Source organism: Polaromonas sp. P1_E11 (genome assembly GCF_056405995.1).
This window is the reverse complement of record NZ_JBFUBA010000002.1, coordinates 549797-572093: the sequence shown is the minus strand read 5'-3', so window position 1 is coordinate 572093 and position 22297 is coordinate 549797. Positions and strand designations below refer to the sequence as shown.

At 61.6% G+C, this 22297-nt stretch carries 19 protein-coding genes; 10 read left to right on the top strand and 9 right to left on the bottom strand.

Annotated elements, in window-relative coordinates:
- Nucleotides 1-37: 37 nt before the first annotated feature.
- The 4 genes from AC1D11_RS10185 to AC1D11_RS10170 all read left to right on the top strand — a co-directional run bounded on the left by AC1D11_RS10185 (nt 38) and on the right by AC1D11_RS10170 (nt 4254).
- Nucleotides 38-949 carry a dienelactone hydrolase family protein gene (locus AC1D11_RS10185; protein WP_477646338.1) on the top strand — a complete coding sequence of 304 codons (912 nt, stop codon included), beginning with the start codon at nt 38-40 and terminating at the stop codon, nt 947-949.
- A gap of 385 nt (nt 950-1334) precedes the next feature.
- Complete coding sequence (locus tag AC1D11_RS10180; RefSeq protein WP_477646337.1) at nt 1335-2183, top strand: ZIP family metal transporter; 849 nt, start codon at nt 1335-1337, stop codon at nt 2181-2183.
- 165 nt (nt 2184-2348) lie between these two features.
- Nucleotides 2349-2573 carry a hypothetical protein gene (locus AC1D11_RS10175; RefSeq protein WP_477646336.1) on the top strand — a complete coding sequence of 75 codons (225 nt, stop codon included), beginning with the start codon at nt 2349-2351 and terminating at the stop codon, nt 2571-2573.
- A gap of 418 nt (nt 2574-2991) precedes the next feature.
- The gene (locus AC1D11_RS10170) at nt 2992-4254 is read left to right on the top strand and encodes an FAD-dependent oxidoreductase (RefSeq protein WP_477646335.1); all 1263 of its coding nucleotides are present in this window, start codon (nt 2992-2994) and stop codon (nt 4252-4254) included.
- Between the two features lie 709 nt (nt 4255-4963).
- Here AC1D11_RS10170 and AC1D11_RS10165 read toward each other — a convergent pair.
- The 4 genes from AC1D11_RS10165 to AC1D11_RS10150 form a co-directional block, all read right to left on the bottom strand.
- Nucleotides 4964-5356 carry a hypothetical protein gene (locus AC1D11_RS10165; protein WP_477646333.1) on the bottom strand — a complete coding sequence of 131 codons (393 nt, stop codon included), beginning with the start codon at nt 5354-5356 and terminating at the stop codon, nt 4964-4966.
- 69 nt (nt 5357-5425) lie between these two features.
- On the bottom strand, nt 5426-6325 hold the full coding sequence (locus AC1D11_RS10160) for a sulfurtransferase (RefSeq protein WP_477646332.1): 900 nt from the start codon (nt 6323-6325) through the stop codon (nt 5426-5428).
- A 10-nt stretch (nt 6326-6335) separates the two neighbouring features.
- Nucleotides 6336-7238 (bottom strand): DMT family transporter, encoded by a 903-nt coding sequence (locus AC1D11_RS10155; RefSeq protein ID WP_477646331.1) that lies wholly within the window; start codon nt 7236-7238, stop codon nt 6336-6338.
- A gap of 97 nt (nt 7239-7335) precedes the next feature.
- Entirely contained in the window at nt 7336-8454 is a 1119-nt protein-coding gene (locus tag AC1D11_RS10150; RefSeq protein ID WP_477646330.1) for an aromatic ring-hydroxylating oxygenase subunit alpha, read from the bottom strand.
- A 279-nt stretch (nt 8455-8733) separates the two neighbouring features.
- Between AC1D11_RS10150 and AC1D11_RS10145 the strand changes: the two genes are divergently transcribed.
- From AC1D11_RS10145 to AC1D11_RS10120, 6 genes are all read left to right on the top strand, one after another.
- The gene (locus tag AC1D11_RS10145) at nt 8734-8985 is read left to right on the top strand and encodes an exodeoxyribonuclease VII small subunit (RefSeq protein ID WP_477646329.1); all 252 of its coding nucleotides are present in this window, start codon (nt 8734-8736) and stop codon (nt 8983-8985) included.
- 52 nt (nt 8986-9037) lie between these two features.
- Nucleotides 9038-9958 (top strand): polyprenyl synthetase family protein, encoded by a 921-nt coding sequence (locus AC1D11_RS10140; protein ID WP_477646328.1) that lies wholly within the window; start codon nt 9038-9040, stop codon nt 9956-9958.
- A 65-nt stretch (nt 9959-10023) separates the two neighbouring features.
- Nucleotides 10024-11934 carry a 1-deoxy-D-xylulose-5-phosphate synthase gene (gene dxs, locus AC1D11_RS10135; RefSeq protein ID WP_477651006.1) on the top strand — a complete coding sequence of 637 codons (1911 nt, stop codon included), beginning with the start codon at nt 10024-10026 and terminating at the stop codon, nt 11932-11934.
- 280 nt (nt 11935-12214) lie between these two features.
- Nucleotides 12215-13294 carry a TRAP transporter substrate-binding protein gene (locus AC1D11_RS10130; protein ID WP_457280015.1) on the top strand — a complete coding sequence of 360 codons (1080 nt, stop codon included), beginning with the start codon at nt 12215-12217 and terminating at the stop codon, nt 13292-13294.
- Between the two features lie 260 nt (nt 13295-13554).
- Nucleotides 13555-14634 carry a TRAP transporter substrate-binding protein gene (locus tag AC1D11_RS10125; RefSeq protein ID WP_477646326.1) on the top strand — a complete coding sequence of 360 codons (1080 nt, stop codon included), beginning with the start codon at nt 13555-13557 and terminating at the stop codon, nt 14632-14634.
- Nucleotides 14635-14856: 222 nt separating this feature from the next.
- Nucleotides 14857-15936 (top strand): TRAP transporter substrate-binding protein, encoded by a 1080-nt coding sequence (locus AC1D11_RS10120; RefSeq protein WP_477651005.1) that lies wholly within the window; start codon nt 14857-14859, stop codon nt 15934-15936.
- 203 nt (nt 15937-16139) lie between these two features.
- On the opposite strand, the gene AC1D11_RS10115 is transcribed toward AC1D11_RS10120, so the two are convergent.
- From AC1D11_RS10115 to AC1D11_RS10095, 5 genes are all read right to left on the bottom strand, one after another.
- On the bottom strand, nt 16140-16637 hold the full coding sequence (locus AC1D11_RS10115; protein ID WP_477646324.1) for a hypothetical protein: 498 nt from the start codon (nt 16635-16637) through the stop codon (nt 16140-16142).
- Nucleotides 16638-16733: 96 nt separating this feature from the next.
- Nucleotides 16734-18275: a TRAP transporter large permease gene (locus AC1D11_RS10110; protein WP_477646323.1), complete on the bottom strand. Its 1542-nt coding sequence runs from the start codon at nt 18273-18275 to the stop codon at nt 16734-16736.
- Nucleotides 18276-18322: 47 nt separating this feature from the next.
- Nucleotides 18323-18862 (bottom strand): TRAP transporter small permease subunit, encoded by a 540-nt coding sequence (locus AC1D11_RS10105; RefSeq protein ID WP_477646322.1) that lies wholly within the window; start codon nt 18860-18862, stop codon nt 18323-18325.
- Nucleotides 18863-19026: 164 nt separating this feature from the next.
- Nucleotides 19027-20088 (bottom strand): selenide, water dikinase SelD, encoded by a 1062-nt coding sequence (gene selD, locus AC1D11_RS10100; protein WP_477646321.1) that lies wholly within the window; start codon nt 20086-20088, stop codon nt 19027-19029.
- Between the two features lie 136 nt (nt 20089-20224).
- Nucleotides 20225-21991: a FimL-related protein gene (locus AC1D11_RS10095; protein ID WP_477646320.1), complete on the bottom strand. Its 1767-nt coding sequence runs from the start codon at nt 21989-21991 to the stop codon at nt 20225-20227.
- Nucleotides 21992-22297 lie beyond the last annotated feature (306 nt).

The window sequence follows — 22297 nt, the reverse complement described above, 5'->3', positions numbered from 1 at the left end:
GCCTTTCGCCCTCCAACAACTAACTGAGGAAACCGCCATGCTTGAACACGACCAGAAGAAAGACTTCGACGCCCTGCTGCCCGGGCGGTCCACTGAAGCCGGCGCCAGCCGCCGCACCGCGCTCAAAACGGCACTGGGGGTCGGGTATGCCGCCACCGCCATGCCCATCATGGCGCAGACAGCCATCAAAACTTCCTCAGAAGGCCTGAAGACCGGCGAAACCACGTATGAAGTCAATGGCTTCAAGGTGCCAGCTTTCTTTGCGGCGCCCGCCGGCAAGACCAATCTGCCGGTGGTGCTGGTGATCCAGGAAATTTTTGGCGTGCACGAATACATCGCCGACACGGCCCGGCGCTTTGCCAAAGCCGGCTATCTGGCGATTGCCCCCGAGCTCTATGCGCGCCAGGGCGACCCCAGCAAGTACAACGAAATGGCCAAGCTCATGGCCGAAGTGGTGTCCAAAGTGCCTGACGAACAGGTCATGGCAGACCTGGACGGCGCCGTGAAGTGGGCGGCCGCTAACGGCGGCAATGCCAAAAAGGTGGGCATCACCGGTTTTTGCTGGGGTGGCCGCATCACCTGGCTGTATGCCGAACAAAGCAGGAACGTCAAAGCCGGCGTGGCCTGGTACGGCCGTCTGGTCGGCCAGCCGTCAGCGCTGACGCCCAAGCACCCGCTGGACCTGGCCGCCAACCTCAAGGCACCCGTGCTCGGCCTCTATGGTGGGCAGGACGGCGGCATCCCGCTGACCACCGTCAACCAGATGAAAGACGCGCTGGCCGAGGCTGGCGCCAAGGGCAACAAGGCCGCGGCCGCCTCCGAGTTTGTGGTCTATCCGCAAGCTCCCCATGCCTTCCATGCCGACTACCGCCCGAGCTACCGCAAGGATGCGGCAGATGACGGCTTCAAGCGCGCCCTGGAGTGGTTCAAGTCTCACGGCGTGAGTTAAAAAGCACCCCCGTCCGGGCTCACTTCGTGTAGCCCGTTCCCCCCTCGAGGGGGCGGCGCCTGGGGCCGGCAAAGCCGGACCCTCGGCCCCCGCTGGTGAAATACCTCCATCACTGGTCGCACCCACAGAACTCTTCAAGCCAGCATGAGCCGCGGGACTGGCTTTGCCGGGCCGCAGGCGGGCGGCCCCCTCGGGGGGGGCAGGGAGCTACACGCAGTGAGCGACCGTGGGGGCCAACCGCTTGACAGCCACGATAAGATAAAAGCAACCCCGGTCGCAGGCATTGGATGCCGCGCCCGGGTTTTTGTCGTGTGTGGTGTAACCTCCACGGGGTGTTGAATCATCATTTTGGGCTCCGGCCCAGTCGGAACGGGCGCGAGCAGCTATGACTTTGATAGCAATTTTGGTGGGGACCCTGGCTGCAGGGATTGGCAGCGTGTGGCTGGCGGCGCTGCTCAGCTTTGGCGTGCTGGCCCGGTACACCCAGCACATGCTCAGCCTGGCGGCCGGCGCGCTATTGGCCACGGCCTTCATGCATTTGCTGCCCGAGGCTTTTGAAAGCCAGGCCGGGGCCAAGGAGCTGTTTGCCACCTTGCTGGTCGGGCTGGTGTTCTTTTTCCTGCTCGACAAGGCCGAACTGTGGCACCACGGCCATGAGCACCATGGCGGCGAGCACCATGGCCCCGAGGCGGCGGCGCATGCACACCATGACCATACGGAACACGTCCATGCCGCGCATAGCCACCACGGCCACCACCATGACCATACGCATGGCGAAACCAAAAGCGGCAGCTGGGCCGTGCTGGCCGGCGACAGCGTGCACGCTTTCGGCGATGGCATCCTGATCGCGTCGGCCTTCATGGCCGATTTGCGGCTGGGCGTGGTCGCCGCACTGGCGGTGCTGGTGCATGAAGTGCCTCACCACATGGGCGACCTGGTGGTGCTGCGCCAGACCTCCAACAACCGCCGCGCCGCTTTCATCAAGGTGTCGCTGGCCGGTGCCGTCACCGCGCTGGGCGGCGTGGTCGGCTATGCGCTGGTTGACCAGCTGTACGACTACCTGCCGTTTTTCCTGATCATGGCGTCCAGCAGCTTCATTTACGTCGCGCTGGCCGACCTGATTCCCCAGTTGCAAAAACGCGTCACCGCCCGGGAAACCATGGCGCAAATCGCCTGGCTGGGTATCGGCATCGGCCTGGTAACGCTGATCAGCGGGATGGCGCACCACCATTGAGCGGCAAGGCGCAATTGCGGTTGCGGCTGCTGTCAGACGGCGCCCGACAGGTACAAGGCCTGGCGACCTATAGGCGGGTTTCGGGCGGAGCGGGAAGATAAGGCCAAGCATCCTTTTGATGCTCCGTTGCGTTGTGCAAAACACTGTGCAAAAGGCAGGCCCGCCATGAACTTCCATTCAGACTCCACCACGGTTTCCAGCGCTTTCCGCCCTTCGGCCTACGATGTCAGCGGCGAGTGGGCTCAAGAAGCGCCGCAGCGCAAGCCGCGTAGTTTTCACCGCCCGCGCGCAGCCGCGTACATCGCTTTTTTCATTACCGTTTTCGCCAGCATGGCAGCCGCTGCTGCACTGGCAATCCATGACATGCCTTTGATGGTGGTGGGCCTGTGATGAGCGGCACGCGCAAGCGGCCGGGCAATGAAGAGCCCGAACCGACGTCGGAGGCGGACTTGCCGTCCGACGGCCGGGACGAAAAAGGTGAAGCGATGATTCGTGACCTGCCCAAGCGGGCGGAGCCGCCGCAGTCTCTGCAGTCGCCTGGCAGGGGCCGAACAACGCCGGAAAAGGGAAGCAGGAAGTAGCCATGGCCACCAATCCGAACGTTCCACCACCCGAGCCCCTGCCGCCCCTGGACACCCCGCCGGACCCCGGTGAAGTGCAGACCACCCCCATGCCAATGACGCTGAAATAGGCGAAATCAGCTCCGCTAGAAATGTTGACGGGTCTGGGCGGTGGCTGCCCAGCCTGGAGCTTGCAAGGGCCATCAAGCCTGGATATGGTCGTGGGATTTTCATCTCCGGGAGACACCATGGCCGACGTAATGAATGTGCGCTGCTGCATCGCAGGCGGTGGCCCGGCCGGCATGATGCTGGGCCTTTTGCTGGCGCGCGCAGGAGTGCAGGTGCTTGTGCTGGAAAAGCACGCCGATTTCCTGCGTGACTTTCGCGGCGACACCGTGCATCCCTCCACCCTTGAAGTGATTCACGAACTGGGCCTGCTGGAGAAATTCCTGGCGCGCCCGCACGACGAAGTAAGCGAGTTGCGCGCCGTGGTCGGCAACACCGAGCTCGTGCTGGCCAGCTTCAGGCATTTGCGCCTGCGCTGCAAATTCATCGCGATGATGCCCCAGTGGGAGTTCCTGGATTTTGTGCGCGATGAAGCGGAGCTGTATCCCGGTTTTCGCCTGATCCAGAACGCCGAAGTGACCGGCGTGATCCAGCAAGATGGCGTGGTGACGGGCGTGGAGGTCGCGACGCCCGGGGGCGCCTTGCAGGTGATGGCGGACCTCGTGGTCGGTGCCGATGGCAGGCGGTCTACGGTGCGCAGTTCGGCGGGGCTGGTCGTGCGCGATCTGGGTGCGCCTATTGATGTGCTGTGGATGCGCCTGCCCAAGATGCCGGGCGATCCTTCCACGACGGGTGGGCGCATTACCAACGGCATTTTCCTGGCCATGATTGACCGCCGCACTTACTGGCAGTGCGCCTATGTGATCCCCAAGGGCGGCATCGAGGCCGTTCGCTTGCAGGGGCTCGAGGCTTTCAGGGCTGATGTGGTGAAGGTAGCACCGCTCTTTGCCGACCGTATCGCCACCCTGGCCAGTTGGGACGACATCAAGCTGCTGAGTGTGACGGTGGACCGGCTGGAGCATTGGTACAAGCCCGGCCTGCTGTGCATCGGCGACGCTGCACATGCGATGTCGCCTGTGGGCGGCGTGGGCATCAACCTGGCGGTGCAGGATGCCGTGGCGGCGGCCAACATTCTGGCTGCACCCCTGGCAACCCCCCAGCTGGACCGCGCCGCGCTGACCCCCTTTCTGGCGCAGGTGCAAAGGCGCCGGTTGTTTCCCACACGCGTCACGCAGGCGGTGCAGGTCGCCATCCAGAACCGACTGCTCAGCCCGGTACTGGCGGCGCGGGGGCGTGACCGCCCGCCCATGGCACTGCCCTGGCCACTGAAGCTGATGCGCCGCTGGCCCGTGCTGCAGGCGCTGCCGGCCTATGCGGTCGGCGTGGGCGTGCGGCCGGAGCACGTGCGCTCACCAGCGCAGCCGGTGACTTCCGATACCGGCTGAATGGTCTTGAATGCTATTGATTTAATAGCTGCTTGCGCCCGTTCCATAAGGACGAATGGCCGTTTTTACTTGAATTTGTAAGGATTTTCGGGACGCCCGGCCTTTCCGTTACCTCTATCGGCTTTCTTTTTCTACCTTCCATTTTCCAGTGGGTATGTGAACGTGGCGTCCGAACGAAAAAGACGAAAGAAGACGGTTTGTAGGTTTTTTCCTACGCAATCCAGAGGCATTGCCTACATTCCCCGGCAGCAACGGTGCCTAAAGTGAATAAGGCAGGCACAGGTGCGTAGCAGGTGTGCAAGCGCCGCAAACCACCCCAACCCCAATCCCACTCAACAGTCTGCACCTCGCCACGGCTTTTCTGCCGCAAGCAGAGGTGACTTTCAGGAGACCGTCATGAAAACCACCGCAGAGACACTTCACTCCCACAGGCCCGAACCCAGCCCTTCTAAAGGGCGCCTGGGTGACCGGCCGGACAACGGCTCGCGGAGCAGTCGTGGTGCCGGCCCTTCGTCGGGTTCACGCCTTGACAACCCGCACAAGCGCATCCGTTTGTCCGGCCACGCGCGCGCGTGTTGATACGGGCGCTTTTTCATCACGCGTCCGCGTGGGCATCAGGCGAAAAACGCTTACAGCCCTGTGGGACACCGTCTCATGGGGTAAGCCCGATGTACCGGGCTAAATTGAATTCCGGCTGACGTTCAGCCACTCACCGTTCAGCCATTTCATCTTCAAAAAAGGAAACCGACATGCACGCATCCAAATTCAAACCTGCTGCCCTTACCGCCGTTGCCCTGGCCGCTTTGCTGGCACTGGGAGCCTGTGGCAAAAAGGTGGAAGACACCGGCGCGTCGCCTTCGACACCTGCCGCTTCACCTTCGACCACACCTTCGCCGTCGACCACGCCATCCCCAACAAGCAGCAGCTCTTCGATGGGTACGTCCACAACCGGTAGCACCCCATCGGGAACCAGCACGTCCCCGATGACAGGTGACGCGGCGGCGCCCAGTGCGCCATCCAGCGCTCCGGCCAAATAATCGGGTATGAAAATCCGGCATTGACCGGCTTTTTTTGAACGGGTCCTGCGCGGCCGTTTCAACATAAAAAAACCTGCATGCCTGAAAGCATGCAGGTTTTTGTGTTTCTGCCGGCGTTGCGGGGCCGGGTGATCTCAGCCCTGTGCTACCGGATGCGCCGGGTCGCTGCACCAGTCGCTCCAGCTGCCAGCGTAGAGCCCGCTTCTTCCGAGGCCGGCCAACTCCATGGCAATCAGGTTGGGAACGGCGCTGACGCCGCTGCCGCAATGGTGTACCACGGTGGCAGGGTTGCGGCCAGCCAGCAGTGCTTCAAACTCGGTCTTGAGTTGGGCTGGCGGCTTGAACTTCCCGTCCGGCCCCAGGTTCTGGCCGAAGGGGCGGTTCAATGCGCCGGGGATGTGGCCCGCCACCGGGTCCAGGGGCTCCACTTCGCCCTTGAAACGCGGCGTAGCGCGCGCGTCAACCAGTGTTTGTGTCGGGCGACCCAGCTGGCTCGCCACGGTCTGGGCCGATACCAGCGTGGCTTTTTCGGGCGCAAGAAGAAAGTTGGCCTGGAAATGGGCTGGTTCTTCGCCGCTGTTGACGGCGCCGCCTGCGGCCTGCCAGGCTTGCAGCCCACCGTCGAGCACCGCCACGTTTTCATGGCCGGCCCACTTGAGCATCCACCAGAGGCGCCCGCAGTAGTTGGCGCCGTTGCGGTCATACACCACCGCTTGCATGTTGTTGGCAAAGCCGACGCTGGAAAGCCAGGTGGCGAATTTCTCGCGGTTAGGCAGCGGGTGGCGTCCGCCCGACGCGGGTGCATCAGCGCCGCTGGCGGTGATCACGCCATGGGCGCCTGCCACGCCGTGCTTCGCGCTCAGGGCGGTGTCCAGATTGGCGTAGACGGCGCCGGGAATGTGCGAGGCCAGGTACTGCTCGTGCCCCACGTTCGGCTTCATCAGGTCAAACGTGCAGTCGAAGATGCGCAGGGGCTTGGCCGATGACATCAGGGCTTGCAGTTGTACGGCGGAAATCAGGGTGGTGTAGCTCATTGCATGCTCCTTAGTGTTCCTCTGCCGGGGCGTTCGGCGCGGCGCGGGCGCGCAAAACAGTTGCGGCAATCGCGCTGACGATGATGAGGCCCATGCCGGCCCAGCCGATCAGGGGGATATTGTCGCCAAACAGGATCAGGCTGTAGATAGCCGCGAACACAATCCCCGAGTACTGCAGGTTGGCCACCATCAGCGTGCCGCCATGGTTTTCAGACATGGAATAAGCCTTGGTCATGGACAGCTGGCCCAGCGAAGCCAGGATGCCGATGGGCGGCAGCCACAGCGCGTGTTCCCAGTTCCAGGGCGTGATGCCCATGACTGCCATGCCGAGAGCGCCGGCAACCGCCGTGCCCACGGCAAAATAAAACACGGTGCGCGTTTCGGGCTCGCCCATGCGCGAAATTGCCATGACCTGCATGTAGGCAAAGGCAGCCCCCAGGCCCGACATCAAGCCCACCAGCCCGGCAAAGGTCTGGTTCTGGTCGATCGCGGGACGCAGCAGCATGACGACGCCGGCAAAGCTTGCCAGGATGGCCATGACCAAAGGCCCCTGGCTGGGCCCTTTCTGGCCGGCCTTGCCCAGCATCAGCGCACCACCCACCAGGAAAGCCGCGATCCACACGCTGCTCATGTAGTTGAGCGTCATGGCGGTCGCCAGCGGCAAATGGGCAATGGCGTAAAACCAGGCCGACAGCGACATCACGCCGATCACGCTGCGCCAGGCATGCATGGCGGGGTAGCGGGTGACCAGGGTGATGCCGCGCGCGCGGGCGTAGGCGGCCATGAAGACGATGCCCAGGGTGCCGCGGTAGAACACCAGTTCGGCGCTGTTGAAGTGTTCCGACGCGTACTTGACGCAGACCCCCATCGTGGCAAACAGGAAGGAGGAAAGAATCATCCAGACGGCTTGCATCGGTTTTCAGGGTAGGGAGTTATGAGGGGTAAAAGGGGCTGAGATCCGCAATGGTATTGCGCGAGCAGCTATCAAATAAGTAGCAATGCCGGCGCTATCAAATCATTTGCGTGGTTTTGCTGGCGCCCATTTCGCGGCGATACCACTCGTGAAAGTGCTGCATGCCGTCTTCCATGGGGCTTTGGTAAGGCCCGAACTCGTTGTCGCCGCGAATCATCAGCGCCTTGCGGCCGGCGTCCATGCGCAGGGCGATCTCATCGTCTTCCACGCAGGTTTCCATATAGGCGGCTTGTTGCGCTTCGATGAATTCGCGCTCGAAGGCGCAGATTTCTTCGGGGTAGAAAAACTCGACCACGTTGAGCGTCTTATCGGGTCCCTGCGGATGCAGTGTGCTGACCACCAGCACGTGCGGGTACCACTCAACCATGACGTGAGGGTAGTAGGTAAGCCAGATGGCACCGTATTTGGGGGGCACACCCTTGCGGTACTGCAGGACCACGTCATGCCATTTCTTGTAGGTGTCGGTGCCGGGCTTGCCCAGCTTGTCCGACACGCCCACGGTCTGCACTGAATAGTTTGGTTCAAGTTGCCAGCGCAGGTCGTCGGTGGTGACGAAGCCGCCCAGGCCGGGGTGGAAAGGGCCAACGTGGTAGTCCTCCAGATAGACCTCGATGAAGGTTTTCCAGTTGTAGTTGCACTCGTGCAGGTGCACCTTGTCGAGCTGGTAGCCGGAGAAGTCGAGGTCGGCGTAGGTGGCCAGCTGCGACATTTCGGCGGCGACGTCGCGGCCGGTGTCCTCGAACACCAGGCCGTTCCAGGTCGTGGTCTTGTAGCGGTTCAGGTTCAGGCAGGGGTCGATCTCGAAGTGCGGTGCGCCTATGAGCTCGCCTGACGTGTTGTAGGTCCAGCGGTGCAATGGGCAGACGATGTTGCTGCCGGTATTGCCGCGGCCCTGCAGCATGGTGGATTGGCGGTGCCGGCAGACGTTGGAGATCAGTTCGATGCCCGAAGCGTTGCGCACCAGCGCCCGGCCTTCGCCCTCATGCGGCAGGGCGTAATAGTCGCCCAGGTGCGGCACGGCCAGTTCATGGCCCAGGTAGCGCGGCCCGCGGGCAAACAGCTTTTGCTGCTCCCGCTGGTACAGGCCTGCATCAAAGTAGCTGGAAATGGGGAGCTGGCTGGTTGCCTGCAGGAGACGGAGGCTGAGATCAGACATGCAAATTTCGGTGAACATGCCCCTGCGCCAAGGCGGTGGAGGCTGTTGACAAGCGGGTAGGCAGGCTGAGCGACAGCCCACGGATAAAACAAGGCCGGATATCCCGCAGCAGGGCACTGCTGTTATCGAGAACTGTTATCAATTGTACCCGCGCAGGCCTTTTTGCGAGTCTTCGCACGCCGCCGCCGGATAATAGAGATGTATGGATTCGTAGTCCCGGGCGCCGGGGCTGCAACCTGCCTGCAACGGCCTAAAATCACCCTTCACCCAAATCACACCATGGCCAAAAGTCCTTCGTCCGCCGCCACTGCCTCCGCGCCGGCATTGCCCGCCAGCTATGAGGCCGCATTGCAGGAACTTGAGGGGTTGGTTGACAGCCTGGAATCCGGGCAGCTGCCGCTGGACCAACTGCTTACCGGCTACCAGCGCGGTGCGCAACTGCTGAAGTTCTGCAGGGACAAGCTCGAAGCCGTGGAAACCCAGATCAAGGTGCTGGAAGGCACGGAACTCAAGCCGTGGGTGCAGGAATAACCGGCTCATTGCAGGCAGAACATTCCTTCACCCCTAAAAAAGAGACCCACGATTGAACGCCCCTGAAAAATTGCCTTTGTTTACCTTGAGCGCCTGGAGTGCCGGGCAGCTTGCCAATGTCGAGAGCGCCTTGTCGCGCTGGGTTGCCTGCCCCAGCGACGCGCCTGCGCCTGCGGGCTTGGGCGACGCCATGCGTTATGCCGTGCTCGACGGTGGAAAACGCCTGCGGCCCTTGCTGGTTATGGCGGCCTGTGAGGCCGTGCAGGGCAATGCGCAAGCCGCCCTGCGAGCCGCCTGCGCGGTAGAACTGATCCACGCCTATTCGCTGGTGCACGACGACATGCCTTGCATGGACAACGATGTGCTGCGCCGCGGCAAGCCCACGGTGCATGTCAAGTTCGGCCAGGCTCAGGCACTGCTGGCCGGCGACGCCCTGCAGGCGCTGGCATTTGAATTCCTCACGCCCCCCGATGATTCAGTTGATGCGGCCACACAGGCGCGCTTGTGCCGCATGCTGGCCCAGGCGGCCGGTTTTCAGGGCATGGCCGGCGGTCAGGCCATTGACCTTGCCAGCGTGGGCCTGCCGCTGACGTCTTCCCAGCTGCATGAAATGCACCGGCTGAAAACCGGTGCGCTGCTGCAGGCCAGCGTGATGATGGGCGCAGCCTGTGGTGCTGCGACGCCGGCCGCTCAAGACGCCTTGCGCGATTACGGCGCCGCCGTCGGCCTGGCTTTCCAGGTCGTTGATGACATCCTGGACGTCACCGCTGACTCCGCCACGCTGGGCAAGACGGCCGGCAAGGACGCCGCCCAGGACAAACCCACCTTTGTATCGCTGATGGGGCTGGAAGACTCCAAAGCCTATGCGCAGCAACTGCTGGGCAAGGCGCTGCGCAGCCTGGACGCCAGCGGGCTGGGCCACACTGATGCCCTGCGCGCACTGGCGGACATGCTTGTGAACCGTCATCATTGAAGCCGTCATCAGGATTGAATACCGCGGACCGGGAAACCGGCCTTGCCACAAACAGCGACACCACGATGTACCCATTGCTTGAAACCATCAACAGCCCCGCCGACCTGCGGAGCCTGCCCCGCGTTGACCTGAAACCCCTGGCCGACGAGCTGCGCGCCTACGTGCTTGACAGTGTTTCAAAAACCGGCGGCCACCTGAGCTCGAACCTGGGCACCGTGGAGCTGACGGTGGCTCTGCATTACGTCTTTAATACCCCCGAAGACCGCCTGGTGTGGGACGTGGGCCACCAGACCTACCCGCACAAAATCCTCACGGGCCGGCGCGAGCGCATGGACAGCCTGCGGCAGTTTGGCGGCCTGTCGGGTTTTCCGCGCCGCGACGAAAGCCCCTACGACACCTTCGGCACGGCTCACTCATCGACCTCGATTTCCGCTGCACTGGGCATGGCGCTGGCCGCCCAGCAAAAAGGCGAAGACCGCCATGCGGTGGCCATCATTGGCGACGGTGCCATGAGCGCCGGCATGGCCTTCGAGGCCCTGAACAATGCGGGTGTGCACGACCATTGCAAGCTGCTGGTGGTGCTTAACGACAACGACATGAGCATCAGCCCGCCGGTGGGTGCGCTGAACCGTTACCTGGCCCAGCTCATGAGCGGGCGTTTTTATGCATCCGCCAGGCACATGGGCAAGCAGGTGCTGCGCGTGGCGCCGCCGCTGCTGGAACTGGCCAAACGCCTGGAGTCGCATGCCAAGGGCATGGTCGTGCCTGCCACGCTGTTTGAAAACTTCGGCTTCAATTACATCGGTCCCATCGACGGCCACGACCTGGAGTCGCTGGTTCCCACACTCGAGAACATCAAACACCTGATGGACACCAAAGGCGGCCCGCAGTTCCTGCATGTGGTCACCAAAAAAGGCCAGGGCTACAAGCTCGCCGAAGCCGACCCCATCGCCTACCACGGTCCCGGCAAGTTCGATCCGGCCATGGGCCTGCAAAAGTCCACCGCACCGGCCAAGCAGACCTTCACCCAGGTGTTCGGCCAGTGGCTGTGCGACATGGCCGAGCACGACAGCCGGCTCGTCGGCATCACACCGGCCATGCGAGAAGGCTCGGGCATGGTTGAGTTCCACAGGCGCTTTCCCGAGCGTTACCACGACGTCGGTATCGCCGAGCAGCATGCGGTAACCTTCGCCGCGGGCATGGCCTGCGAAGGGCTCAAGCCCGTGGTGGCGATTTACTCCACCTTTTTGCAGCGCGGCTACGACCAGCTGATCCACGATGTGGCCCTGCAAAACCTGCCTGTCGTGTTTGCACTGGACCGCGCCGGCCTGGTCGGCGCCGACGGCGCCACGCATGCGGGCGCCTATGACATTCCTTACCTGCGCTGCATTCCCAACATGAGCGTGGCATGCCCCGCCGATGAAAATGAATGCCGCATGCTGCTGAGCTCGGCTTTCGAGCAAAACCATCCGGTGGCTGTACGCTACCCGCGCGGCGCCGGCGCCGGCATCAAGCCGGGAACCGGCCTTGAGGCACTGCCCTTCGGCAAAGGCGAAGTCCGCCGCGAAGGCTCGGGTGTTGCCATCCTGGCTTTCGGCACCTTGCTATACCCGGCCCTGCAAGCCGCCGAAAAAATCGGCGCCACCGTCGTCAACATGCGCTGGGCCAAACCGCTGGACACCGAACTGCTGCTCAAAGTAGCGGCCAGCCATGAAGCCCTCGTCACGGTCGAAGAAGGCGCCATCATGGGCGGCGCCGGCAGCGCCGTCAGCGAAGCCCTGCAAGCCGCAGGCGTCAACAAGCAGGTGCTGCACCTGGGCCTCAAAGACGAGTTCATCGAACACGGTGACCCAGCCAAACTACTGGCCTTGCAAGGCCTGGACGCCGCCGGCATTGAAGCGTCCATCACGGCACGTTTTGCCTCACTGCTGCAGTCTGGCAAATCCCCCAAGCCCGCACTCAAATCCGTCGCTTGATCACGGATTCAGTCAGACCCTGAAAGGCTCTTAAATCAAGCAGGAGCCGCGGGACTGGCTTCGCCAGACCGCAGGCGCAGCGGCCCCCTCGGGGGGGCAGGGAGCGACACGAAGTGCGCGACCGTGGGGGCCACATAGACAGCTTCCCGTCAGCTCTTCAAGGGTAAACCCGGCCGGGTCGAGACCCCCTCATTTTTAGAATTCCTGAAGACCTGCAAAGCGGTCTGGCTGGTGCGCGAGCCCAGTGGAATTTTCATTTTTACCTTTCGGAGTCAACCTGATGGATCGTCGTTCACTCATCAAACACGCTGGCGTTGCCGGTGTTTTGGCAGCAGGCGTTGCGCCGGCTGTTCACGCGCAGGCCGCTGTTCGCTGGCGCCTGGCATCCAGCTTTCCCAAATCGCTGGACACGATCTATGGAGGTGCTGAAACGTTTGCCAAGCATGTCAAGGCGATTTCCGGCGGCAAGTTTGAAATTTCCGTCCATGCCGCAGGCGAACTGATGCCTGCGTTTGGCGTGGTCGATGGCGTGCAGCAAGGCTCCATCGAGGCAGCCCATACGGCGCCTTACTATTTCTTCGGCAAGGACGAAACCTTTGCCATCGGTGGCGCGATCCCCTTTGGCTTGAACAGTCGCCAGATGAGTGCCTGGACCTTTGAGGGCAATGGCCTGAAGCTGATGCGCGAGTTCTACGCCAAGTACAACATGATCAGCTTTCCGTGCGGCAACACCGGCGCGCAAATGGGTGGCTGGTTCCGCAAGGAAATCAAGTCCATTGCCGACATGAAAGGCCTCAAATTCCGCGTTGGCGGTTTTGCCGGCAAAGTGATTGAACGTCTGGGCGGCGTCCCGCAAAACATTCCCGGCGGTGAGATTTATCAGGCCCTGGAAAAAGGCACCATCGATGCTGCCGAATGGATCGGTCCCTACGACGACCAGAAACTGGGCTTCAACAAGGTGGCGCCCAACTACTATTACCCCGGCTGGTGGGAAGGCGGCCTGCAGCTGGACCTGTACATCAACCAGAAAGCCTACGATGCTTTGTCGCCCGAATACAAGGCGATTGTGGAAGCGGCCAGCGCCGCCGCACACGTCGACATGCAGGCCAAATACGACACCAAGAATCCGACGGCCCTGAAGCAGCTGGTGGGTGCTGGCGCCAAGCTCCGGCCTTTCCCTGCCGATGTCATGAACGCCGCTTTCAAGGAGTCCATGAAGCTGTATGAAGAGCTGTCGGCCAAAAATGAAAACTGGCGCAAGGTCTATGCGGACTATTCGAAGTTCCGCGGCGACCAGAACCTGTGGTTCCGTTTTACCGAGGCGACCTTCGACCGCTTTATGCAGAGCCAGAAGCTGTAGAGCCATCAACTTGATCAGATAGGGAGCGAGCGGCTTGCAACTGGCGAGCCGCTCGCTGAAACGTTTTCGCCAGAAGCCGCCTGCCCAGGCGGCTTTTTTGTGTGCGATCTACGGGTAAAAACGGGGTGTTTTTATGCAAAAGAGTGACAAAGTATCCATGCTCCGCCGATTCAATCAAGGCAATGCAATTCAACTGTTGTAGTACGCCGAACCGATCTGGCAGATCAACGCAAAATTCGATAACTTCAGGAGAGAGTTTTATGGATCGTCGCTCACTTATCAAAAACGCCGGTATTGCCGGTGTGCTGGCCGCAGGTGTCGCACCTGCCGTTCATGCGCAGGCTGCTGTTCGTTGGCGCCTGGCCTCCAGTTTCCCCAAATCCCTTGACACGATTTTTGGTGCCGCCGAAGTATTTGCCAAAGCCGTCAAGGCCATGTCCGGCGGGAAGTTTGAAATTTCGGTGCATGCGGCCGGTGAGTTGATGCCGGCCTTCGGTGTGGTCGACGGCGTGCAGCAAGGCTCCATCGAGGCTTGCCACACGGCGCCCTACTATTTCTTCGGCAAGGACGAATGCTTTGCGCTGGGTTGCGCCATTCCCTTCGGCCTGAACAGCCGGCAGATGAGTGCCTGGATGTACGAAGGCAACGGCATGAAGCTGATGCGCGAGTTCTATTCCAAGTTCAACATCGTGAACTTCCCGGGCGGCAATACCGGCGCCCAGATGGGTGGCTGGTATCGCAAGGAAATCAAGTCCGTCAAGGACATCAAGGGCCTGAAGATGCGCATAGGCGGCTTCGCCGGAAAAGTCCTGGAGCGCATAGGCGGCGTGCCCCAGAACATTCCCGGCGGCGAGATTTACCAGGCGCTCGAAAAAGGCACGATCGATGCTGCCGAATGGGTGGGACCTTACGACGACCTGAAGCTGGGCTTTAACAAGGTTGCTCCCTTTTACTACTATCCCGGTTGGTGGGAGGGTGGCCCCGAGCTGGACTTCTTCATCAACAACAAGGCATTCGAAGCCCTCACGCCAGAGAACAAGGCGATTGTGGAAGCGGCTGCGGCCCAGGCCCACGGCGACATGCAGGCCAAATACGATGCGAAGAACCCGGGCGCTCTCAAGCAACTGGTGGGCGCGGGCACCAAGCTGCGCCCTTTCCCGGCCGACGTGATGAACGCGGCCTTCAAGGAGTCCATGGCGCTGTACGAAGAGATCGGCGCGAGGAACGAAAACTGGAAGAAGATCTACGCCGACTACTCCAAGTTCCGCGCCGAGCAGAATCTGTGGTTCCGTTTCACGGAAGCCACGTTTGACCGCTTCATGCAAGCCCAGAAACTCTGAACCCCGCCCATCGGCCATCCTGAAAGCCGCCTCTTGCAGGCGGCTTTTTTACGTCTGTCCCGATACTATAAAAACGGGTTGGGCAAGAGGCGTGAAATGCTGACAAAATAGACCCCTGCCCTCTTGCTCAAAAGCACGGCTTGCATAGCCGTCGATTGCCAGCTGGGCGTCCGCAGGTCCATTCGGACCGCAAACCGACCACCCTTCAGGAGATTGCATTTAATGGATCGTCGTTCACTTATCAAAAACGCCGGTATTGCCGGTGTACTGGCCGCCGGTGTGGCACCTGCCGTTCACGCGCAGGCCGCCATCCGCTGGCGCCTGGCTTCCAGTTTCCCCAAGCCGCTTGACACCATTTACGGCGGTGCCGAAGTGTTCGCCAAGAAGGTCAGCGAGATGACTGGCGGCAAGTTCCAGATCAGCGTCCACGCAGCCGGTGAATTGATGCCCGCTTTTGGTGTGGTCGACGGCGTCGGCCAAGGCTCCGTGGAAATGTGCCACACCGTGCCGTACTACTACTTCGGCAAGAACGAAGCGTTTGCCATCGGTGCAGCGATTCCCTTCGGCATGAACTCGCGCCAGATGTCGGCCTGGATGTACGAAGGCAACGGCCGCAAGCTCATGAATGAGTTCTACGCCAAATACAACCTGGTGAGCTTCCCCGGCGGCAACACCGGCACCCAGATGGGCGGCTGGTTCCGCAAGGAAATCAAGACCGTGGCCGACCTGAAAGGCCTGAAGTTCCGCATCGGCGGCTTTGCCGGAAAAGTGGTTGAGCGTCTGGGCGTGGTTCCGCAAAACCTTCCCGGCGGCGAAATCTACCAGGCTCTCGAAAAGGGCACGCTGGATGCTGCCGAGTGGGTCGGTCCTTACGACGACCAGAAATTGGGCTTCAACAAGGTGGCGCCGTTTTACTACTACCCCGGCTGGTGGGAAGGCGGCCCTGAAGTTGATTTCTTCATCAACAACAAGGCGCTGGAAGCCTTGCCCGCAGAGTACCGCGCGATCATTGAAGCAGCCGCTTCGCACGCCCATATCGACATGCAGGCCAAGTACGACGCACGCAACCCGACCGCGCTGAAACAGCTGGTGGGCGCCAAGACCAAGGTCTTGCCCTTTCCCAAGCCCGTGCTTGATGCCTCGTTCAAGGCGTCGATGGAGCTGTATGCCGAGCTGGCCGAGAAGAACCCTGACTGGAAGAAGATCTACAGCGACTACCGTGCTTTCCAGAAGGACCAGATCCTCTGGTTCCGCTTCGCCGAGTCGCGCTTCGACACGTACATGCAGGGTGTCACTTTATAAGCCCCCACGCTTTTCACTGCGTCTTCGACTTCGTGTAATGCGCTGCCCCCCGAGGGGGCCGCTGCGCCTGCGGCCCGGCGAAGCCGGTTCCGCGGTCCCTGCTTGAAGGGACCCGTGGCCTTCTCGTTCTCCAGGGGGGATAAAAAACCGCGACAAGTCGCGGTTTTTTTCATCTGCCTTTTCGATGGGCAGTGAGGGCGCCTTCAGCGTTGGCTGCGAAAGGTCTTCAGTTCGCTGACGAGCCGTTCAAATTCCGCGACCATCTCGGGTGAGGCGGCGTAGAACACCGCGAACTTCCCCATCAAGGTACGCACATACAGACGTGGTGCGATCAGCCATTCGAGTCCGCGCACGCGGATCAGCTTGCCGTAGGCGAGTTCTCGCAGCTCCATGTGCTTGTCCCACACCCAGCTCTGGTAGAGGCCTTGCTCATCGAGGCGTGTGACGCTACGCAGGATGTGCCACCAGGTATAGCCAACGAGCAGCAGGCCCGCGATGAACCAGCCGCCACCGGCCGATGCGCCCGAGGCCCTGCCGGCCAGCCAGGCCTGCACAAATGCTGCAGCCAGTGCCAGCACGATGACGGTCGCCAGGATCTTGAAGGTCACGGAAAATGCCTGCCCCGAGATGCTTCCGCCCGTCGGCGTGAACTTGAAGGGTGGCGGGCCAAAATAAGGGCTGGGTGTGGAAATGGGATCCATGGAGGGCTGAGTGTGTGAGGCGGGTGGGCCCAGGGTAGCAAAAAAAACGCCCCTCGCGAAAGGGGCGTCGCACGGGCCTGGAAGGCCGTAACCGGATTATTTGGTCTTGAACAGTTCGTCGACCTTTTTCTGTTCGTCGTCGGAATTCGGTTCTGCCGGCGGTGCCAGCGGGTCGCTGCCTGCCGCGCCGCTGGCCGCGCCCGCAGGTGGGGTCGCGCTTTCGTCGACGGGGATCTCGATCTTGACTTTATCCAGGTCGATCACCGCGGGTTTGTCGAGGAAGATCGTTACCGTCTGCGGCACGAAGATCACGATCGCCACCAGGATCAGCTGCATCGCCACCCAGGGAATCGCGCCCAGGTAGATGTCATTGGACTTGATCGGCTTGGGGATGCGCCCTTCCTTGAACAGCGTGTCGGCGATGCCGCGCAAATAGAACAGTGCGAAGCCGAAGGGCGGGTGCATGAAGCTGGTCTGCATGTTCACGCACAGCAGCACGCCGAACCAGATCAGGTCGATGCCCAGCTTGTCGGCAACGGGGCCCAGCATCGGCAGGATGATGAAGGCGATCTCGAAGAAGTCGAGGAAGAAGGCCAGGAAGAAGATGAAGAGATTGACGGCGATCAGGAAGCCTGTCTGGCCACCCGGCAGGCCGCTGAGCATGTGCTCGACCCACTTGGCGCCGTCCACGCCCTGGAACACCATCGAGAAGACACGCGCGCCGATCAGGATGAAGACGACCATGGCTGTCAGTCGCATCGTACCGCTCATGGCTTCCCAGATCAGCGAGGGGGTCAGTCGCTTGTGCATGGCGGCCAGTACCAGTGCACCCACCACACCCATGGCGCCGGCTTCCGTCGGCGTAGCGATGGCGGTGTCGATACCGGGAAGGCCGCCCATAGAGCCCAGCACCGCGAAGATCAGGATGGCCGAGGGAATGATGCCGCGCAGGCATTTGGCCCACAGCGCCCAGCCGTTGAGCGTGCGTGCGGTTTTGGGCACACCGGGAACATGGTGCGGCTTGAACACGCCGAGCATGAAGGTGTAGCCAGCGAAGATCAGCACCTGCAGGATGGAGGGGCCCCAGGCGCCCTTGTACATGTCGCCAACGGAGCGGCCCAGCTGGTCGGCCATGACGATCAGTACGAGTGACGGCGGCACCAGCTGCGTAATGGTACCGGAGGCTGCCAGCACGCCGGTGGCGTAGCGCATGTTGTAGCCGTAACGGATCATCACGGGCAGTGAAATCAACGCCATGGCGATCACCTGGCCGGCCACAGTACCGGTGATGGCGCCCAGGATGAAGCCGACGATGATGACCGAGTAGCCCAGGCCGCCTTTGGCGGGGCCGAACAATTGGCCCATGGAGTCGAGCATGTCTTCAGCCAGGCCGCACTTTTCAAGGATGGCGCCCATGAAGGTGAAGAAGGGAATCGCCAGCAGCAGCTCATTCGACAAAATGCCGAACATGTTGAGCGGCAGGTTGGACATGAAGCTGGCAGGGAACCAGCCCATTTCGATGGCCAGGAAGCCCGAGCCCAGCCCGAGGGCTGCGAGCGAGAAAGCCACGGGAAAGCCGATCAGCATGATCAGCACGAGGCCCGCGAACATGATCGGGGCAAAATTTTCCATCTGCATGGGGTAGTCCTGAAAGTATTTTTATGGGAACGAGCGATGCAAATGGATCACTGAACCGGTTTTTCGTAGTGCGTATCCATCTCGAATTTGCCCTGGAGATAGCAGATGCGCTTGATGATTTCCGAGAGGCCCTGCATGAACATCAGGCCGAAGCCCAGCGGCAGCAGCAACATCGCGGGCCAGCGGATCAGGCCGCCGGCGTTGCCCGAGACTTCGCCCGAGCGCAGCATGCTCATGAACAGCGGCCAGCTCAGGTAGGCCAGCAGGCCCATGACCGGCAGCAGGAAGACGGTCAGGCCGAAGATATCCACATACACCGGTCCGTTACCCTTGAGCTTGCCGTAAATGATGTCCACCCGCACGTGCTCGTTGAGCTTGAGCACCACAGGCGCGCCCAGCATCACGGTGGCGGCGAACAGGTACCACTGGATTTCAAGCCAGCCGTTGGAACTGATGTCCAGGCCGTAACGCACAAAGGCGTTGCCAGCCGAAATCATTGCGGCGAGGAGCACCGTCCAGGCGGCGATCTTGCCCAGTCGCGTGGTCAGCCAGTCGTAGGCCAGTGCGAGTTTGAGGAGTGCGGACACGGGATGTCTCCGATAAGTTCTTTTGAATGAGAAAGTACCCACAAGGTACGTCGAGGCATGAATGGTACGACGGATGCCCGCTCCCGCACTGAATAAAGACTGACAAAAAATTTCCGGGTTTACCCTAGGGTTTTGCGGCTTGTGCCAGACTCTCGCGCGGTTTTTTAGCGTACGGCCATCCCTTGGCCCGTAGCGACCTCTCCGATCACGGACGCTTCGGCAAACCCCTGGGCGTGGAAAACTGCCAGAACCTCCGCTGCGCTGTCGGCGCTGCATGACACCAGCAGGCCTCCCGAGGTTTGCGGGTCGCTGAGCAAGGCTTTGTCTAGGTCGGCAAAGCTTGCGGGCAAACTCACTTCATTCCCATAGCTGGCCCAGTTGCGCCCCGAGGCGCCCGTCACACAGCCTTGTGCTGCGAGTTCACGCGCGCCACTGACCAGCGGCACGCGCTGCCAGTCAATGCGCAACTGGACGCCGGCCCCGCGGGCCAGTTCCAGGCCGTGGCCTGCCAAGCCAAAGCCGGTGATGTCGGTGAGTGCATGCACGCCTTCCATACGCGCCAGCTCGATACCCGGCTTGTTGAGCTGTGTGGTGAGCGCGATCATGCGGGCGTAGCCTTCAGCATCCAGTTGATCTTTCTTCAGCGCCGCGGACAGGATGCCGATGCCCAGCGGCTTTCCCAGCACCAGCACGTCCCCGGCCTTGGCACCGGAATTTTTCTTGACACGCGAAGGGTGCACGAGGCCCAGCACCACCAGGCCGTAAATCGGCTCGACCGAGTCGATGGTGTGGCCGCCTGCGATCGGAATGCCCGCATCGCGGCAAACGTCCTGCCCGCCGCGCAGGATGGCGCCTATGGTCTCCAGCGGCAGCACATTGATGGGCATGCCCACCAGTCCCAGCGCCATGATGGGCGTGCCGCCCATGGCGTACACATCGCTGATCGCGTTGGTGGCGGCGATGCGGCCGAAGTCGTAGGGATCGTCGACGATGGGCATGAAGAAATCGGTCGTTGCGATCAGCGCCTGCTCGTCATTGAGCAGGTAAACGGCTGCGTCGTCGGCGGTTTCAATGCCCACCAGAAGCTGCGGCGGAATCGGGAGAGTGCTGGAGTTTTTGAGAATTTCACTCAGCACGCCAGGCGCAATCTTGCATCCGCAACCGCCGCCATGCGACAGGCTGGTGAGCCGGGGTGGGGTGCCCGGAAGTGTTTCAGGGGCGTTCATGGGTGCTTTCAATGGCGTTCCCGCGGTACCGTCGGTGCGCGGGTGGTGTGCGTGGCAGCCAGTTTAAAACAAGGATGTTTTCTCAGGCATTTCACCTGCTGCCCCAAGACGCAGCCCCGGCCGCGCTCCTTCCGTTTCAGTTGTCCTTGTCCGCCTTCAGTTCACCTTTCACCGCGTCATACACAAACAGTTTTTTTGCCAGGCCGGGCTGGTAATTGAGCATGTCAATCAGGAAGCTCAAGGCGCCGAGATTATTGCCGAGGCGATCGACCGATCCTGCCATGTGGGCCTGCTGTTCATTGGCACCAGGTTTGAGCATTTGTTCCACTAGCTCGCGCATGTGCATCACCGCCACCGCTGCCTGGTCTACCCCGAGCATGGACAGCACGCCCTGCATCTGTGCGAGCTGCCCTGGCACCACGGCCAGGGGTTTTTTGTCCTCTGGCGTGCGGAAAAAGCTGTCGAGGGATTTTTCCAGCACACCCAGGGCCACGCGCAGTTCGCCCACCACGCTTCCCATGGTCTGTTTGTCGTTGACGCGTTGGTACAGCTCCTCCATCCACGATTCCGGCGGTTGTGGCTGTCCGCCCGTCCTGGCGCTTTCAAGCCGCTCCGCGAGCCGGGCTGTCCGGGCCCACAGGCGCGGGTCGTTGGGGTCGAAATCGTCAAACACGGCTTCCAGGTACAGCACGGCGGTTGCCACCTCCAGCGCCAACTCGGGGCTGGGAGCCTGACCCGAACTGACCGTCGAGGCGATCACGCGCGTCAGCGACCGCGCCATCGGCTCGCTCGGCGGGTGCAGCTTGACCAGTGAATCCGTTACCAGGCTGAACTGGTCGTTCAGGGACTTGAACTTGCTCACGTCTCCTGCCGTGACCGCGGACCAGCTTTCCTTGGCCGAGCCGATGCGCTTGCGGGCCTGCGCGATCAGGGCCGGGGCGAAGCGGCCGAACTGGACCGACTCATAGTCAACCGGCTTGAACCGCGTCAAGCCATAACTCGAGCGCACTGCCGACAGCACCGGTGCATCGCTGGAACGCGGGACTTTCGCCTGCGAACACAGGAAAAGCAGATCTTCCGCAAGCCGGGCCGAAGCCTCCGTGCCTTTGGCCAGCCAGACATACTGCAGCAGGATGCGCAGCGTGGCGCGCTTCACGTAAAGATCGATCTTCAGCAGGCCTTTTGCCAGTGCTTCGAAGTACGCCGCTGCTATTTTCCAGAAGGTCCTGGGTTCGATGCCGGTTTGACCCTGGGCGAACCCCAGGCACACATCGCTGAGGCTTTGCGCGGCTTCTGCATCACCGGTTCGAATGAGGGTCAGCATCAGCCGGTCCAGCAGCTGCCGGGATTCACCGCCGTACGCCCTGGCGTCGACGGTGATATTGAGGACCGGCTCTATCCAGCGCCACTGGAACACCCAGAGATCCGCAGGATGGACGCGATCTGCGCCAACCAGGGCCTGGATGTCGCGGTACTGGGGGAAAAGTGACACCGCAGACACCGGCTTGCCGGCCAGCACGTCTTCGAGGTAATGCGCCAGGGAAAAACCGGCAAGTTCGATCTTGGCTGCGGCATCCTGCGTGCATTGCCCCGGCGACTGGATGAACTTCTGCACCGCCGTTTCCATCGCCCGCAGCACCAGTGCAGGCGCGCTCATGCCGACCATCTCGAGCGCGCCGACCGCCTGGTGCAACTGCTGGCGGGCAATGCGTAACTGGCCGGCATCGAGTGCCGCAAGATCCGAGTTGCTGACGCCTTCGGCCTCCCTCAAAAAGCGTTTCAGGGCTTTGTTGGAGCCTTCCAGCGACTTGCCCAGTTCTTCCAGCACCCACGCCAGGGGCCCGAGGTCCAGGAGCGTCATGTCGAGCTCGGCGGGCGATGAGTTCAGATCGTGTGGTTGCATAAGTGGCGTGCTGGTGAGTGAGTCAAGGGGCGGGGTCAGGGGCAGTCGATGCGTCCTCCAGACACCTGCAGGCATTCTCAAGATACGGGGCGACTGGCCGGAGTCTATCCGTGTACTTGTTGTTACAAAAGGGGGTAAGTCGCTGTAGCACGACATCTTTTCATCAATATTTTCGGCGGTGAGGCAAAGCCTTGGCCTGGCTCTCATTTGTACTCCCGGCCAACATGCAACCTAATCACTTATGTGACGTCGCCGTCGGTCCGTCTGCTATTCTGGCTTTAACCGGCGCCTGCCTTGGTGGCGCCT